The following is a 15,829-nucleotide window of genomic DNA, read 5'->3' on the forward strand; positions in this document are numbered from 1 at the left end:
TAAATAATGAAAAACATAAGATATAGATACTGTATAATTGCTTTAGCGTCAATATTAATTTACGCCTGCAGTGCTGGTACTAAAAAAACATACAAAATCAATTCGCCTGGAAAAGTAACGGAACTCACCTTTGAATTAACGCAGTCCGGGCAGCCTCAATACAGTTTTACAAGCAGCGGAAAATCTGTTATAGAACCTTCATTGTTAGGATTTGAATTTCAGGGAATTCAAAAAATGACAGATGGTTTTGAAGTGGTTTCTACCGAAGAAAAATCTGCTGATGAAACCTGGGAACAGCCTTGGGGAGAATTCAAAAAAGTTCGTGATCACCATAACGAATTGATTGTTCACTTAAAAGAAGCAAAAGGAGAAGAGCGTTTAGTTGATATTATTTTCAGGGTTTTTGATGACGGAGTAGGATTTAGATATGAATTTCCAAAACAGCCGAATTTAGGAAAAGTGAAAATTTCAAACGAAATCACACAATTCACTTTCAAATCAAATAATGACGTTTGGTGGATTCCGGTACACCGCGAAAACAGTTATTACGAAAGTGAATACCGCAAAACACCAATCAGCAAAACAGATACCATAAATACTCCGGCAACTTTTGAAACAAAAGAGAATTTATACGTGGCGATTCACGAAGCCAACTTAACAGATTTTGCTTCGATGACACTTTTAAAAACAAGTGATAAACAATACAAAAGTGATTTAGTGCCGTGGGCAGATGGTGTAAAAGTATACGCTGAAACACCTTTTAAAACACCTTGGAGAACCGTTGTTGTGGGTAAAACTCCGGGAGAAGTTGCGACTTCAACAATTATGCTGAATTTAAACGAACCTTCAAAAATTGAAGATCTTTCGTGGATTACACCATCTAAATACATTGGAATCTGGTGGGGAATGCACTTAGAAAAATTCACCTGGGGGCAAGGACCCAAACACGGTGCTACAACAAAAAATACAAAAGAATATATTGATTTTGCTGCGAAAAACAATTTTGACGGCGTTCTGGTAGAAGGCTGGAACGAGGGCTGGGATGGCGACTGGACTGCCGATGGCAAAGCATTTAGTTTTGTAAAAGCTTATCCAGATTTTAATTTGGAAGAAATCACAAAATATGCTGCCATAAAAAATGTTCGATTAATAGGTCATCATGAAACAGCTGGCGCTTCTAAACATTATGAAAGCCAGCTGGAAGATGCCTTTAAATTGTATCAAAAAATGGGTGTGAATTCTGTCAAAACAGGTTATGTAAACAAATATCTGGACAAAAAAGAATGGCACGACAGCCAGTATGCGTCTCGTCATTACAGAAAAGTAATCGAAACGGCAGCCAAATATCACATCATGATCGACAATCACGAGCCGATAAAAGGAACCGGAATTCAGCGTACGTATCCAAACTTTATGTCTCAGGAAGGCGGAAGAGGTCAGGAATACAATGCGTGGTCTGTTGACGGTGGAAATACGCCTCAGCATTTAACAACTTTACCGTTTACAAGAATGCTTTCGGGACCGTTTGATTACACACCGGGGAATTTTAATTTTGATTATAAAACACCTTCCGGAGCAAGAGTACAAACAACTTTAGCAAATCAGTTAGCATTGTATGTAATCATTTTCAGTCCGTTGCAAATGGCATCAGATTTACCTGAAAATTATGTTGATAAACCTGAATTTCAATTCATAAAAGATGTTCCATGCACTTGGTCAGATACAAAAGTTCTGGATTCTAAAATTGGAGAATACACCACAATCGTTCGTAAAGACTGGGACGAGAAAAACTGGTATTTAGGTTCTATTACAAACAAAGATGCGAGAGATCTAAAAGTAACGTTATCTTTCTTAGACAAAGGAAAAGAATACGAAGCAGAAATCTATGCAGATGGAGCAGGAGCAAACTATAAAACAAATCCTTATCCTGTTACCATTTCAAAACAAAAGGTAAATAACCAAACCGTTTTAAATATCAAATTGGCAGCTGGTGGAGGAACAGCTATAAAATTTACTCCAATCGATAAATAAGTTAGTTTAGTTTATTTTTGAGTTAAGTTTGAGTGGATGAACCCGATATCTTGAAAAAGGTATCGGGTTTGTTTTTTTTCTTAAACCATATAAGTTATATAAGTTCATTTAAATGTATGCGCATGATTTTTTTAACGCAAAGCACGCAAAGATTTTTTTATATGTAAGGTTTTATAAAACGGCAAAGTTCGCAAAGCTTTGTGTTGCTAAAGCTTTGCGAGCTTTAGCATTGTAAATGCAGCTTATCAACAAACCTTAGCGTGCTTTGCATTAAAAACTTAGCGAACTTTGCGGTTAAACTTTTAGATCCCTATAGGAACCTGAAACCTGAAACTTTAAACCTGTAACAAAAACTCAATGTTTGTAGAATTTTACATGGTTTCCAAAACTATACGTTGCGGCTAAAGTAGGACCGTTGTAACCCCATTTAAAGAAACCATCAATTTTGGGTCTTGTTACATCGACTCTAATGTTTAAACCTGTATAACCCGCCGTTAGGCTAAAATTTTTATAGACATTATACAAAACAGATAAATTGTAGCTTATAATGCGGCCGTCGATATCATCAATTTTGAGAGCAAAATAATTCACATTAGCATAAAGACCGACTTTTTTTCCAAGCACAAATTCACCCCAGATTCCAATATCGGGTAGTGGAGCCGTAAAATTAACAGCATCGCGATATTCTAACTCCTGGGTGTTTGCTTGTAATTGTATACCAACATCGGCAAGCATAATATGAGCACCAATTAATAAACCAAGTTCATATTTGGGCTTAGAAATAATAGCATATCCATAAGCAAATCGTATCATTTCGTTATCCATAAATGCAGAAATACGCGCATCGACCGGATAAGTATGATCTTTAAATTCAATTGTTTTTTCAAGCGTTTTTTCTGAAGATCTTTTTAGATAAAAATATTCCAGATTAAAACGTGATCTTCGCGAAGCACGCCACTCAAAAGTTCCAAAAAAAGAAACCGTATTATTTTGGAAACCTAAATCCCGTTCAAAATCAATATCAGTTCCAATTTTCCCATTTGTTCCGTTCACTTCAACTTCGGTATTATTTATAGGGAAAAATCCTCCTGCTGTAACTTTAAAACGCCGTCCGTGCCAGGGCAGGTCTTCGGCACTGTAATCCTGGAGTTCATCAGAATTATTTTGTTTTATAGTTAAGATATTATCTTCTGTTATTTCGGCTGTTGTTTGCGCGTTGATCGAAAAATAGGAAAGTGGAATAATCAAAAAATAAACTAATTTTTTCATAAGATTGATTTTTAGGTTTATTAATGAAATTTTAACAATTAAAGGTAGGAAAAAATAACGTTTAATTTACTGTTTATTTAGTTTATTATTTTGATTTTCAAATATGTATGGTTTTTATTTTTGTAAGAATGATACAAATGTTAATATAATGGCAAAAACATTAGCAATATCAAATAGCAATGATTTAAATTTAAAATTGAATTTTGCCATTGCCATTAAATTTTGTCATTGAAATTGTCATTGAAATTGTCATTGAAATTGAATTTTGTTATTGTCATTGCTATTGTTTATATTTGAGTATAAACCATTTGATATGAACAAAACCTTAAAACAATACTTCATTAAGTCTTTTATAATTTTAGCAGTAATTCATTTAGCCTATTTTTTATACGGCTATTTTACGTTTGAAGGAATTAAGAAAATAGATATTTATTCGGAGTTTTACAGGTTTAAGTTTTATGATGATATTTCTATTTCGCATTTTTTCGTGACCTGTATCTTTTTGTTTTTCTTTTTGATTTTTTTACTTAATAATCATGCAAGGCAGCAGTATTCTTTTGCGAAAATGCTTCAGATTGGTTTTGTTCTTTTGCTTATATCTTTTGCATCTGTAACATTTTTTATCAGTTTTAGTTTTGGCCAAAATGCAAAATTAAAAAGTGAATTACCGGAAAAAAGTTATAATAAAGACAAAGAATTACTAAATGTTTTACATCCGTTCTTATACAATTACACGTCTTATTATTCTGAGAAATTATTTAATTTCGAAAATATATTATATCCAAAACCTTATCCGGTTATAAAAGAAGAAAAGCAAGTATTGCTATATCACGACCAATTTGGTTCTGAAACAACTTATTACAGCATAGATACACTAAAAGTACTTACAGAAACATTTAATAAAGTTTCTGAAAAAACAGATTCTGTTTTTAATTTTACAGGGCTTGATATCAATATTGTAAAAGAGAGAATTATCAAAAAAAAGGTTATTGGCGACAGTACACAAATTATTTTTAAAGGCGTAGAAGTAAATCCGGAATACGACGATAAAATTTGTATTTTCCTTGAAAATAAATCACTTTACAAACCAATAAATGATTTGCCAATCGATAAACAGCAATATGATGCGGCAGTAAAGCGATATAATTTGTTGTATAAATTTAAGCAGGATTCGCTAAAAAATCACTTTCAAAAACTGGATAGTTTATTTAAAAAATATAATATCGAATCTAGTATTGATCCGAAGAGATTGACTTTGCAGGTTTTTGAATATGCTAAAAATAAGGAAAGACGTTTAAACGGAATCGAAAATAATTTTGATAGAAAAGTTTTAAACGAAAAATTCCAAACGCTTGATCGTTATTTCTATCATCCCAATTACCTGCATCCGAATATTATAGACATATTTTTTATTGTCTTAGCAATTGTATGGTTAGATTTATTTTTGTTCTACATTTTGTTTAACTATAAAAAGCCAAAAGAAGAATCTAAAATCTAAATTCCCTAAACTCTATTATAATCTGCGCGCCAGTGAACGATTGCTTTTTTTATAGCATCTCCGCTGAGATTGTTTTTTAATGCATCTTCAAGAAGCGGAAGAATTTCATCATCGGGTGCAAATCTAAGCGCAAATATCTGATCGTCGGTTAATTTATGTTCAAATTCTTCCAGTCTTTTTCCGGTAAGGGTAAAATAACGATAACGAACTTCCAGACGTACAATGCGGTTTTGTAATGTAAGCGCATAATGCTGTCTAAGCATAAAAGCAAGAAAGAATAGAAACACAAAAACAACGCTTATAAATGACCAGATAAGACAATCATTTGTCGTAAAGGCAAAATAAATACTAAAGGCCAAAAACACCGTTAAAACCGGGTAATACACAAAATGGTGCGGAGTATAAAATCGGATATGATTGTAGTAAGTTTGAATTTTCATAATTGGAATATTTGTATTAAAAGTAAAAAAAGAAAGCTACCCTAAAAATTTAGAATAGCTTTTTTCTCAAAAATAAACTAACATAACCAATGTTCTCTTTATAATCTAAACTTGTAATAAGTTTGTCTTAGTAATATCTATAATTTTTTTAAAAAGCCTCAAATCTCATTAATCTTTCTAAACTATGGCTTTGATTTCTTGATTGTAAAATTATAGCATGTTGAGAAATTTCGTGTTATATTTTAAAGTTCAAAAGTTATATTATTTCAATATTTAGATTTTTTTATAGTCACGAATTCATGATTTTTTCGTTAAGTTCTCAATAATTCGTGAATCTGCGGTTATTTTTATCTATAAAGAGCTGATAATATTCCATTCATCTAATTTTGACTGAAAAGATTTACCCGCATTTGCCGGACTTGTCGATGGAAGTGTAATAAGTCTGTAGTCTTTTTTTAAATGAACATACTTTTTAAAGAAAGCTGCCGCTTTTTGTCCGTTAAATAATATGGTATGTATTTTAGGATGCTGTTTTAAAAACGTTTCAAAATCATTGGCGATTTCGTTTTTTATGGCGCTGTCTAAACTTCCCACTCTGTCACAATATTGTAAAACATCCCAAAGAGCAATTTTGTTTTTTAATAAAAGTGCTTTTTTAGTTTCATAATCGGCAGAGAAATCTTCATTAAAAATAGCAAATAGAAATTTCCAGAAATTATTCTGGCTGTGTCCATAATATTGATTGAGTTCTAAAGATTTTGTTCCTGGCATTGTGCCTAAAATCAATATGTTAGAATCTTTTGAACTTATGGGAGAGAAAGAGTAGCTTTTCATTTATTGAATTAAGAAATATTTCGTTTGAGTTAAAATTATCATTGATAAGTAATTATAAAACAATTGAAGAAAATTATATAACATTTTTGGTTTACGATTGAGCGAACTTTGAAATTGCTTTATAAACGTAATAAGACGGATTTTAAAATCTTATTTAAAGTTACAGAATTTAAATCGAAAACAAATGAAAATAGTTACTATACATACAGAGAAAATTCAAAACATATTTGAAGAATTGAATGCAAACTTCGGCGGAAATGTAACTTTTGACGTTGATGATTATACATTAGAAGTAAATAACAATTTTGCAAAAGGTTTTATAAGCGGAGCCTCTTTTAACGACAATATTTCTTATGTTCAGTTTGATATGACTTTTTCGGTAGATTTAAAACTGAATGTAATAAACGGAATTTCTTCACCATTGTATTTTGCATATTGTTCTAAAGGAAATCTTTCACATAGTTTTGGAATACATGGCGAAGAACATAAGCTAAAAACATTTCAGACTGCGATTGTAACTTCAAAGTTAAATCAGGATAATGTTTTGTATTTTGAAAAAGACAAAAAGACAAAATTTACTTTGATAATTGTTGGTAACCAGCCAGAACCAACTCAGGCAAATTCTTTGAACCAAATGGTTAGAGAAACATTTTTTCAGGAAAACCTTAATGAAGAATTCTTTTATGCCGGTTCGTACAATTTAAAAATTAGTGAAAAAATTGAGCAGTTAAATGCCGTAACACAAACCGGAATTGTTGGAAATTTATTAAAAGAAGGAATTTTGAGAATTATTCTGGCAATGGAAATTCAGCAGCATACTGATGATTTAAATGCTTTTTCAAAAGAAACAAACTGTTTGACTTTAAGAGAAATGGAAGAAATAAAAGAGCTTTCGGAGATTATAAAAGCAAACCCGGAAGAAGCTTTTACCATAAAATCATTAAGCAAAAAATCAGGGCTTTCGCCAAATAAACTTCAGGAAGGTTTTAAAATGATCCATAACCGAACTGTGAATGATTATATTACACACATGCGTGTTTTAAAAGCCGAAATTTTAATCAGAACTTCGGATTTAAATATTTCTGAAATTGTATACTGTATTGGTTTTACCAGCAGAAGCTATTTTTCTAAAATCTTTAAACAAAAATTCAATTGCAGCCCAAAAGAATATAAATTTAATTTGAATCCGCTGGCTATTACAGCTTGATTTGAGTTACAAAGGTTCAAAGGTTTTATAAATGAATTAGAAAGGTTAAAAGAAGTAAATCATAAAGATTGAAAACCCTTGGTTCCTTTATACTTCTCCACCTTTGACCCTTCAAAAAAATAATGTCGCTAGCTATTAAGCAAGATATATACTAAAATACTAAGGTTCTGAGTTGCTGAGGTTCTAAATAAAATTAGAGGCTCCAAACTTAGAGTCTTAGTTTTTTTATTTAAAGTTACAAAGGTACAAAGGTGCAAAGTTTATTAATTTATACCTCTGCACCTTTGTACCTTTGAACCTTTGTTTCACCTCAAAAAATCTTATACATAAAAGATTTTTTTATACATTTGCATAACTAGTTATATAATTAATTATAATATGGAATTTTTTGATAAAGTAGGCAAAGCAGCTTTAGGAAGTCGTTTACGTTTAATGACGGCATTTATTACAGATGATGCTTCTAAGATTTATGAGTTGTATGGAGCAGATTTTGTTCCGAAATGGTTCCCAGTCTTTTATACACTTTCAGAAGAAAGAGAACTGACTATTACAGAGATTGCAAATGAAATTGGGCATTCGCAGCCTTCGGTAAGCAAGATTATTCAGGAGATGACTATTGCTGGATTAGTACAGGAAAGTCTGAAAACAGATGACAAACGAAAAAACAATGTTGTTTTAACCGACAAGGGACTTCAATTTGCAAAAAACATGCAGCAACAGTTAAAAGATATTGATGTTGCCATAGACGGTTTAATTGCTGAATCTAAACACAATCTTTGGGCTGCACTTGAAGAATGGGAATTTTTGCTCGAACAAAAATCAATGTTTAAAAGAGTAAGCGAACAGAAAAAATTCCGCGAAAGCAAAGATGTTAAAATTGTAGAATATAAACCTCAATATCAGGAAGCATTCAGAGCCTTAAATGTAGAATGGATTTCGACTTATTTTGAAATGGAAGAAGCTGATTACAAAGCACTGGATAATCCAAATGAATATATTTTAAAGAAAGGAGGCAAAATCCTGGTTGCTTTATATAAGGACGAACCAGTTGGCGTTTGCGCTTTGATTAAAATGAACAACCCGGAATATGATTTTGAAATGGCAAAAATGGCCGTTTCTCCAAAAGCACAAGGAAAAAATATTGGCTGGTTGTTAGGACAGGCGATTGTAAAAACTGCCAAAGAACTCGGCGCAAAAAAGATTTATTTAGAAAGTAATACAATCTTAAAACCTGCTATAAATTTATATTACAAACTGGGTTTCGAAAAAGTATTTGGCTTAGAAACACCTTATAAACGCTGTAATATTCAGATGGAGCTTGTTGTTTAAGGTACTAAGATACTAAGGTTCTAAGATTCTAAGGTTCTAGATTCTTTTAATTTAATGCTAAAAACTTAGAACCTTAGTATCTTAGTAGCTCAGAACCTCAGAACCTCAGAACCTTTTCTCAACGCCCAAACCTATAATACTCCAAATCCGGATTTTTTTTGTTTCTTATAGAATCAACGATTGAGTTCATGCCAATTACGCTGAAGGTAATTCCGTTTCCACCGAAACCTAAAACATAATGAATATTTTTCTTAGGGTTTGGTTTTCCAAAATAAGGAAGCCCGTCTTTCGTTTCTCCAAAAGTTCCGGCCCATGAATAATCTAATTTGAAATCTACATTTGGAAAACGTCTTTTGAACTGACGAACCAAAGAAGATTCTTTTTTTGGAATCAGCTTGTCACGTTTTTTTGCATCTCTAAATTCTTCATCACCGCCGCCCATAATAATTCTATTGTCTACAGTTGCGCGATAATAGTGATATGGAGAGGCAGTATCCCAGATTACTGCATTTTTTAAAATGGGAGGCAGTTCTGGAACAACTTCAGAGGCAAGTGCATAAGTGCTTTTTAAATCTACAATTTTTTCTTCGACAGTTTCTGTACTTTCATAACCGCTGCAATACACAACATGATCTGCAGTTATGGTAAATTTATTTTCGGTGTGGGCAATGCATTTCCCTTTTGGTGTCTGGATAGAAGTAATATTGGTTCTGTCATAAACTTTCATTCCGTTTTGATGGCAGTAAGAAATTAAGTCGTTTGCGAGCTTAAACGGGTCCATTACAGCCGCTGTTTTTGATTCTATTGCAGCGAGAGCATTTAATCCCATTTTTTCAAGCTCATATTTATTGAGCCAGCTTACATCAAAACCAAAATTTTTACGAGTTTTAAATTCATTTTTTAAAAACGGAATATCTTTTTTGTATGAGGTAAAATAAATACTTTTTTTAAACTCAAATCCGCAGTCACTTTCTACCGTGTCAATTATATTACGGAGATCAAAAATGGCTTTTTTACCGTTTCTGTAACTTTCTACAGCACATTTTTCGTCTCTTAGTTTTATTAATTCGTGCAGCGGAACATCAATTTCATATTGCAGCAAAGCCGTGCTTCCGGCTGTACTTCCGTTTGCTATATCGCGGCGGTCAACCAGTACAATTTTTTTTCCTTGAGTAATTAATTTATAAGCCATTAAAGCGCCTGTTATTCCTCCGCCAATTATTAGAATTTCGGTATTAATATCTGAATCAATCGAAGGATAACTATGGTCCATGGCACTTATTAGAGGCCAGAAGGTTTCTGTAGAGCGTAATTTCATTTTTTAGTTGTATTTCGTGCAGTACGGTTTTTGGTTCTGTTTTTATCTTTGTATTCATGCTGCGAATGTGCTTCGGCAACAGAATGAGAAGTTCGTACACTTTCTTCTTTTTTAGCTAGCTCGGCTAGGCGGTGATAATATTTTTGAATAATTATCATTTCTTCTTCGGTCATGTTTTCAATATCAACCAGACTGTTGCTCGAAAGTTCATTTGAAGCAACCAGCTCATTTAGTTTTAACTGAATCGCCAGCGAATCTTTGTTTTGGGCTTTCTGGATTAAAAAAACCATCAAAAAAGTAATGATTGTGGTTCCGGTATTAATAACTAACTGCCAGGTTTCAGAATAATTGAATATTGGTCCTGAAACTGCCCATGCTGCAACAATTACAAAAGCCCCAATAAAAGCTGGTGTGCTTCCTGCTGCTTTTGATACTTTTGAAGCAAATCTTTCAAATGCACTTCCGCCATTTTGTTTTTTCTTTTTCATTGCACTATAATTAGGATTTCTTCTTACTTGCTTTTTCTTTTTTTATCACTTTATTATTCTTTTCGTCATAAACAGCTCCAATGATTTTTTGTCCTGTTTTACTAAAAATTTTAATTTTTGGATTTTCATGCGTTCCTGTAATTACAATAGGAAAACCAATAATACCTCCAGGAGGAAGTCCCAGACGCATTCTTAAATCAAGAAGACCGTCAAAACTTGTAGTTCCTTTAATTGTTGGTCGAAAACTGGCTACACTAAATGTAAAAGGCTCTATAGAAATAAGATTGTTATCAATATTTGATTTGATTTCAATTCCTTCCATTTTCGGATCGTCCAGGCTTTTTTGTCCGGTGTGAGAACTTACGCTTTCGAATAATTTCAAACCTTTAATTTTTACATCACGCAGATTAATAGTTCCGCCTCCTTCGAGTGACTCATAAATAGGTCCCATATTTCCGTTTAAATCCCCTTTTATTTTATAATCGACAGATATTATTCCCTGCGCTTTTTCGGCAGCAGTAACCATATCATGAAACATCGGGATTTCTTTATAAGCGCGCTGAACGCTAAAATCTTTGGCTGTAAAATGAGCATCAAAGTGTGCAGAAGTAGGAGACTCGTCTTTATATGTCGCATTGACTCCAAGAATACAGTCTATGATATTAAAAGCTGCATTTTCTAAATAAAAACTTCCTTTTGCTATTCCTGCTTTTCCTGTAAGTTTGTTTAAGTTCAGTCCATTATATTCTACTTTGTCTGCATTTGCCATTAGCGAAACATTTAAATTTTGTGGAACCATGACGACACCACTCATTTTTGGATGATCTTCCTGGGCATATTCTACTTCAAGTTTTCGGTCTTTATTTTCACCTTTTTTTAGTGCCATAAATTCATCAACATTAATCAGTTTCGATTTCATGTTGAAGTTACCGCTCAAAGTTCCGTGTGATTCCAAAAAATAATTTATTGTATTTAAAAGATAACCGTTAATATCAAAATCAGATTTTCCGTAAGAAGCATTGAATTTTTCAAACCACATTTTTTCATTTTGAAAACGGAAATTACCCTGTTTGATAAAAAATGATTTAGGAAATAATTCTGAAGTAGCTTTTATGTTTTTCAGCAAAATTGTTCCGCGATTATCCAGTTTGCTGTATTGTCCTGTTGTGGCATAGCTTTGTTTTCCTTTAAGAGACAAATCGGCTTTTGCATATCCGGTTACATCAAGTCCTTTTTGAGAAAACACCTTATAAATTCTGCTAATATTCAGTTCGCCTTTAATTTTAGCATTATATGCTAAATCACTAAAGTCTGATAAAGTGGCGTTTACATACATCGGGTTTCCTTCAAAAACAAATGAAGCAGGTGCAACGGCCACAATTAAATCTTCATAAGTTCCGGCTTTGTTTAAAACATTGGCTACAAATGTTATATCTGTAATTGGGTTAGGATAGGAGTCTGTTTTTAACCATCCGTTTCTAAGCGAAATTCCGCCAATAGTTTTTGGAAATAATTTTTTTGAAGTGCTGAAAAGTCCGCGTGCCTGAATATTGGTTTTTAAAATTCCTTTTAAATCAATTGTGTTTAAACCTAAAGCAGCATCGACAACGGCAAGGTCAAGAGCACCTTTTACGCTGGCATTAATGTTCATTTCGCTTAGACCTTTGCTGTGTAAATAGGCATTGAAATAATCTTTTTCGCCTACTTTAAATCGTAAAGTTCGCAGATTGACCAATAATTGTTCCTGATCCAGCGAAGGCAGAATAGCATTCAAATCCATTTGAAAATCCTTTAACGGAACTGGAGCATCCTTATAATTTACCGCTCCGTCTTTTATTTTTAAATTAAAAGCTAAATTTGGTTTTTGTTTTTTTGGAACATTATAATCACCTTTAAATGAAACTACAAGATCGCTTCGTCCGGAAATTTCGGTTTTATCAAGCCAGGTTAGATATTCTGGCGGCATAACAGAAAGCAAATCTTTTACAGTTGTATTTTCTGAAGCGGCTTTTATATTGATTTTATACCCGTCTCTAAGAATAGTAAATAAACCGGTAAATTTTAGCGGCAATTTATTAATTTGTAATTCGTTTTTTTGAAGTATAAACGAAAGCGCATGTGTATTGATTCTGGTAATTAGATCGGCACGTACGGCTTTTTTTCTAAGATATGCAGTTCTATTATAATAAAAATCCAAAGTATCGATTTTAGCATCAGTATTAAGATCAAAAATATCATCGCTTAGATTTCCTTTTCCGATGTAATTAAAACCTTTTGCATCGACTAAAACTTTGGCAGAACGGTCATTGTATTTTACATGACAATTTTCGAGATCAATTCTTTCAAGTTTTATGGCTGTTCCTTCTTCTGGTGCATTGGGATCTTCTTTTTCGTTTTTTCGATCTTCTGGTGCGACATAAATATTATAATTGGCCTGACCTTTTTCATTTACCATTACATTTATTAAAGCATCAGAAACATATAATTTGTTTATTTTTACTTCACTGTCGAAGATTAATCTTTTAAGATTTATTCCAAAAGCAACCTGATCTGCTTTTAATAAAGTATCATTACTAAAAGGTGCAGAACCAGTCATTGATAAATCATCTAATGAAACTGTAAGCGAAGGGAAATGGGTAAAAAATGAAAGTTTGGATTTAGAAAATTCTAATTTGGTGTCTAAACGTTCGTTTGCAATTTTTTTAACTTCTGAGGCAATTTTTCCGGGAAATAATATTGGAAGCAAAAAAAGTAAAAGCAGGATCCCTGCAATTACTATTCCTGTCCATTTGAGAATTTTGAGGCTTATATTTTTAAATGAAGTATTCATGGCGCAGATTTTTATTATTTCTTTTCAGCATCTTTTTTTGCGTCTTCGGCTTTTTGTTTTTCCTGCTTTTCTTTTTCTTCTTTGGCTTTTTCCTGTTTCTCTTTTTCTTCTTTGGCTTTGGCTTCTTTTTCTTTAGCCGCTTTTTCCTGCTGTTCTTCTTTTTTCTCTTTTAGTTCTTCCTGTTTTTTCTCTTTCTCTTTTTCTTTTTTCTTGAAGTAACCTCTAAACAGGAAATTGCTTTTTGCGGCTTCCATATTTTCGCTGAAACCTTTTGTTCCGCTTTCAAGGTTCGAAAGCGTATTCGAAACGCTGTTGGCCATTTTATCATCTCGTACCAATCTTGCCAAAGCACCGTTTCCGTTATTCATACTATGGCTGAAAATCGCAAGCTCATCAGAAATGACACCAATATTGTCAACACTTTTCTTAACGCTTTTCATCAGGTCTGCCATTTCAACTCCGTCTATAGAAGCAATTGCCCCGTTGTTTTCAACTGACTTTTGAGATTTCATTCCCGGAGAAATAGTAAGTACTTTATCACCCATTAACCCGTCAGAACCAATGCTGGCACGGGCATCGGTTTTTATAAATTCACGTACTTCATCCTTGATAACCATCGAAACAACTACCGAAGAGTCGTTTATTAATCTGATTTCTTCGACTGTACCAATATTGATACCTGAAAAACGTACATTGTTTCCTACTTCGAGACCGCTGACCGTTTTAAATTGTGATGTTATATTGAATGTTGAACCAAATAAGTTTTTTTGTTTTCCAATAAAATAAATGGCCATTATAAAAAGTAACAATCCAATTGTTACAAACATTCCTAATTTCCAAGTATATCCAGATTGCTTCTCCATGATTTCTACTATTTTATTTTGCTTTTTTATTCAAAAAATGAGCGTACCCATTCGTCTTCGTTTTTTTCTAATTCTTCGTAAGTTCCTTCGGCATGAATAACACCGTCTTTTAGGACCATAATTCTATCAGCCGTCATTTTAGCGCACGCCATATCGTGTGTAATAATGATTGATGAGGTTTTTTGCTTGTGTTTGATATCCAGAATTAATTCGCTTATTTCTTTTGAAGTAATGGTGTCTAATCCTGTTGTTGGCTCATCATACAATATGATTTCCGGTTTTAGTATCAGTGTTCTTGCCAAGCCTATTCTTTTTCGCATTCCGCCGGATAATTCCGAAGGCATTTTGTCAATAGCATCGGCCAGACCAACACTTTCCAGAGCATCTGCGACTTCATTTTCTACTTCTTCATCGTTTAAATCTCTTCTGTGTGCACGTAATGTAAAAGCAAGATTTTCTCTTACCGACATTGAATCGTATAAGGCGCCGCTTTGAAATAAAAAGCCAATTTTAACTCTTATTTTATTTAACTCTTCTTTCGAAAGATTAAGCACATTTTCTCCAAAAACAGATATTTCGCCCTGATCGGGTTCAATTAATCCCACGATGCATTTTATAGTTACCGATTTTCCGGAGCCAGAGCGTCCCAAAATGACCAAATCTTCGCCTTTGTTTACAGTTAGGTTTACGCCTTTTAAAATCGTATTATCTTTGCCAAAAGTTTTGTGCAAATCCTTAATCTCAATGATTGGAGTTTGTTTTTTATCTTTTGATTTTGTTTGAGTATTTTTTTCTTCCTTAATCATCTTTAAAAAAATAAATCGGTTATTTGTACGGCAACCATATCGATAATAAATATGCTTAAAGAGGCTGTAACTACGGCTGAGTTTGCAGCGCGGCCCACACTTTCTGTTCCGTTTGAGGCATTAAATCCTTTGTAACACCCAATCATTCCTATAAAATAGCCAAAGAAGAAAGTTTTTATCGTTGCCGGAATTACATCTAAAAATTCCAGTGACTGAATAATCTGTGTTAAATAGCGGTAGAAATTGACATCGCCATGAATGTTAATTCCAACATATCCACCAATAATTCCTATTGCATCTGCAAAAAACACAAGGATTGGAACCATTAATGTACAGGCTAAAATTCTCGTTACTACCAAATAATTATAGGGATTAATAGCAGAAACTTCCATGGCATCTATTTGTTCGGTTACTTTCATCGAACCGAGTTCGGCTCCAATTCCGGAGGAAATTTTTCCGGCACATATTAAGGCTGTAATTACAGGAGCTATTTCTCTAATTAAGGAAAGTGCCACCATACCCGGAAGCCAGCTTTCGGCTCCAAATTTTACCAATGTTGGTCTTGACTGAAGTGTAAGTACCAAACCCATAATAAAACCTGTAATGGCAACAAGAGGCAATGATTTATATCCAATATAATAGCATTGTTTCAAAAACTCTTTTACCTCATAGGGAGGGATAAAGACTTCCTTAAAAAACCTCTTGGCAAACACCGTTGCGTTTCCAATTTGTTCGAATGTATTTTTTAAGCTGAGAATCAAAATGTTTTGTTTTTAAGTTAGGTGTAATTTGAAAATCAATTATTTAACAGTTTTTGTAGCTTTTTAATTCATATATGAAAGTTACTACTGTACTTGTTAAAATACTTTACAAAACTTTTTTTGACCCTTATATAATTTTCATTAAATCACAATAT

The 15,829-nt window shown here is 33.0% G+C and carries 13 protein-coding genes; 4 read left to right on the forward strand and 9 right to left on the reverse strand.

What is annotated here, in order from left to right; genetic code table 11:
* The first annotated feature begins 6 nt into the window (after positions 1 to 6).
* Entirely contained in the window at positions 7 to 2,031 is a 2,025-nt protein-coding gene (locus tag BUC29_RS18645) for a glycoside hydrolase family 97 protein (protein WP_073417693.1), read from the forward strand.
* 354 nt (positions 2,032 to 2,385) lie between these two features.
* Here the strand turns inward: BUC29_RS18645 and BUC29_RS18650 are convergent, their stop codons facing one another.
* The gene (locus BUC29_RS18650; RefSeq protein ID WP_073417694.1) at positions 2,386 to 3,300 is read right to left on the reverse strand and encodes a hypothetical protein; all 915 of its coding nucleotides are present in this window, start codon (positions 3,298 to 3,300) and stop codon (positions 2,386 to 2,388) included.
* Between the two features lie 313 nt (positions 3,301 to 3,613).
* Here BUC29_RS18650 and BUC29_RS18655 point away from each other — a divergent pair, with 313 nt between their 5' ends.
* On the forward strand, positions 3,614 to 4,798 hold the full coding sequence (locus tag BUC29_RS18655; protein ID WP_073417695.1) for a hypothetical protein: 1,185 nt from the start codon (positions 3,614 to 3,616) through the stop codon (positions 4,796 to 4,798).
* 5 nt (positions 4,799 to 4,803) lie between these two features.
* On the opposite strand, the gene BUC29_RS18660 is transcribed toward BUC29_RS18655, so the two are convergent.
* Positions 4,804 to 5,238, reverse strand: a complete 435-nt coding sequence (locus BUC29_RS18660) for a DUF6526 family protein (RefSeq protein WP_073417696.1) — start codon at positions 5,236 to 5,238, stop codon at positions 4,804 to 4,806.
* A 351-nt stretch (positions 5,239 to 5,589) separates the two neighbouring features.
* Positions 5,590 to 6,072, reverse strand: a complete 483-nt coding sequence (locus BUC29_RS18665; RefSeq protein WP_073417697.1) for a DNA-deoxyinosine glycosylase — start codon at positions 6,070 to 6,072, stop codon at positions 5,590 to 5,592.
* 184 nt (positions 6,073 to 6,256) lie between these two features.
* Here BUC29_RS18665 and BUC29_RS18670 point away from each other — a divergent pair, with 184 nt between their 5' ends.
* On the forward strand, positions 6,257 to 7,279 hold the full coding sequence (locus BUC29_RS18670; RefSeq protein WP_073417698.1) for a helix-turn-helix domain-containing protein: 1,023 nt from the start codon (positions 6,257 to 6,259) through the stop codon (positions 7,277 to 7,279).
* 378 nt (positions 7,280 to 7,657) lie between these two features.
* The gene (locus BUC29_RS18675; RefSeq protein WP_073417699.1) at positions 7,658 to 8,608 is read left to right on the forward strand and encodes a bifunctional helix-turn-helix transcriptional regulator/GNAT family N-acetyltransferase; all 951 of its coding nucleotides are present in this window, start codon (positions 7,658 to 7,660) and stop codon (positions 8,606 to 8,608) included.
* Positions 8,609 to 8,726: 118 nt separating this feature from the next.
* On the opposite strand, the gene BUC29_RS18680 is transcribed toward BUC29_RS18675, so the two are convergent.
* Genes BUC29_RS18680 through BUC29_RS18705 form a run of 6 tightly spaced genes read right to left on the reverse strand, consistent with a single transcriptional unit; the run spans position 8,727 to position 15,674 of the window.
* Positions 8,727 to 9,926 (reverse strand): NAD(P)/FAD-dependent oxidoreductase, encoded by a 1,200-nt coding sequence (locus BUC29_RS18680; RefSeq protein ID WP_073417700.1) that lies wholly within the window; start codon positions 9,924 to 9,926, stop codon positions 8,727 to 8,729.
* Positions 9,923 to 10,414, reverse strand: coding sequence for a low affinity iron permease family protein (locus BUC29_RS18685; protein ID WP_073417701.1), 492 nt, complete (start codon positions 10,412 to 10,414; stop codon positions 9,923 to 9,925). The genes BUC29_RS18680 and BUC29_RS18685 overlap by 4 nt, the downstream gene beginning before the upstream one ends.
* 10 nt (positions 10,415 to 10,424) lie before the next feature.
* Positions 10,425 to 13,244 (reverse strand): AsmA family protein, encoded by a 2,820-nt coding sequence (locus BUC29_RS18690; RefSeq protein ID WP_073417702.1) that lies wholly within the window; start codon positions 13,242 to 13,244, stop codon positions 10,425 to 10,427.
* Between the two features lie 14 nt (positions 13,245 to 13,258).
* Positions 13,259 to 14,107, reverse strand: coding sequence for an MlaD family protein (locus tag BUC29_RS18695; RefSeq protein ID WP_073417703.1), 849 nt, complete (start codon positions 14,105 to 14,107; stop codon positions 13,259 to 13,261).
* Between the two features lie 26 nt (positions 14,108 to 14,133).
* Positions 14,134 to 14,913, reverse strand: a complete 780-nt coding sequence (locus tag BUC29_RS18700) for an ABC transporter ATP-binding protein (RefSeq protein ID WP_073417704.1) — start codon at positions 14,911 to 14,913, stop codon at positions 14,134 to 14,136.
* Between the two features lie 2 nt (positions 14,914 to 14,915).
* On the reverse strand, positions 14,916 to 15,674 hold the full coding sequence (locus BUC29_RS18705; protein WP_073417705.1) for an MlaE family ABC transporter permease: 759 nt from the start codon (positions 15,672 to 15,674) through the stop codon (positions 14,916 to 14,918).
* Positions 15,675 to 15,829: the final 155 nt, after the last annotated feature.

The organism is Flavobacterium defluvii (assembly GCF_900129555.1).
Classification (GTDB): domain Bacteria; phylum Bacteroidota; class Bacteroidia; order Flavobacteriales; family Flavobacteriaceae; genus Flavobacterium; species Flavobacterium defluvii.

What these genes read in the sequence shown, in the direction of transcription:
- BUC29_RS18675 (WP_073417699.1), top strand. Translation starts at nt 7,658, where the DNA reads ATGGAATTTTTTGATAAAGTAGGCAAAGCAGCTTTAGGAAGTCGTTTA.
- BUC29_RS18680 (WP_073417700.1), bottom strand. Translation starts at nt 9,926, where the DNA reads ATGAAATTACGCTCTACAGAAACCTTCTGGCCTCTAATAAGTGCCATG.
- BUC29_RS18660 (WP_073417696.1), bottom strand. Translation starts at nt 5,238, where the DNA reads ATGAAAATTCAAACTTACTACAATCATATCCGATTTTATACTCCGCAC.
- BUC29_RS18695 (WP_073417703.1), bottom strand. Translation starts at nt 14,107, where the DNA reads ATGGAGAAGCAATCTGGATATACTTGGAAATTAGGAATGTTTGTAACA.
- BUC29_RS18670 (WP_073417698.1), top strand. Translation starts at nt 6,257, where the DNA reads ATGAAAATAGTTACTATACATACAGAGAAAATTCAAAACATATTTGAA.
- BUC29_RS18650 (WP_073417694.1), bottom strand. Translation starts at nt 3,300, where the DNA reads ATGAAAAAATTAGTTTATTTTTTGATTATTCCACTTTCCTATTTTTCG.
- BUC29_RS18665 (WP_073417697.1), bottom strand. Translation starts at nt 6,072, where the DNA reads ATGAAAAGCTACTCTTTCTCTCCCATAAGTTCAAAAGATTCTAACATA.
- BUC29_RS18700 (WP_073417704.1), bottom strand. Translation starts at nt 14,913, where the DNA reads ATGATTAAGGAAGAAAAAAATACTCAAACAAAATCAAAAGATAAAAAA.
- BUC29_RS18655 (WP_073417695.1), top strand. Translation starts at nt 3,614, where the DNA reads ATGAACAAAACCTTAAAACAATACTTCATTAAGTCTTTTATAATTTTA.
- BUC29_RS18685 (WP_073417701.1), bottom strand. Translation starts at nt 10,414, where the DNA reads ATGAAAAAGAAAAAACAAAATGGCGGAAGTGCATTTGAAAGATTTGCT.
- BUC29_RS18690 (WP_073417702.1), bottom strand. Translation starts at nt 13,244, where the DNA reads ATGAATACTTCATTTAAAAATATAAGCCTCAAAATTCTCAAATGGACA.
- BUC29_RS18645 (WP_073417693.1), top strand. Translation starts at nt 7, where the DNA reads ATGAAAAACATAAGATATAGATACTGTATAATTGCTTTAGCGTCAATA.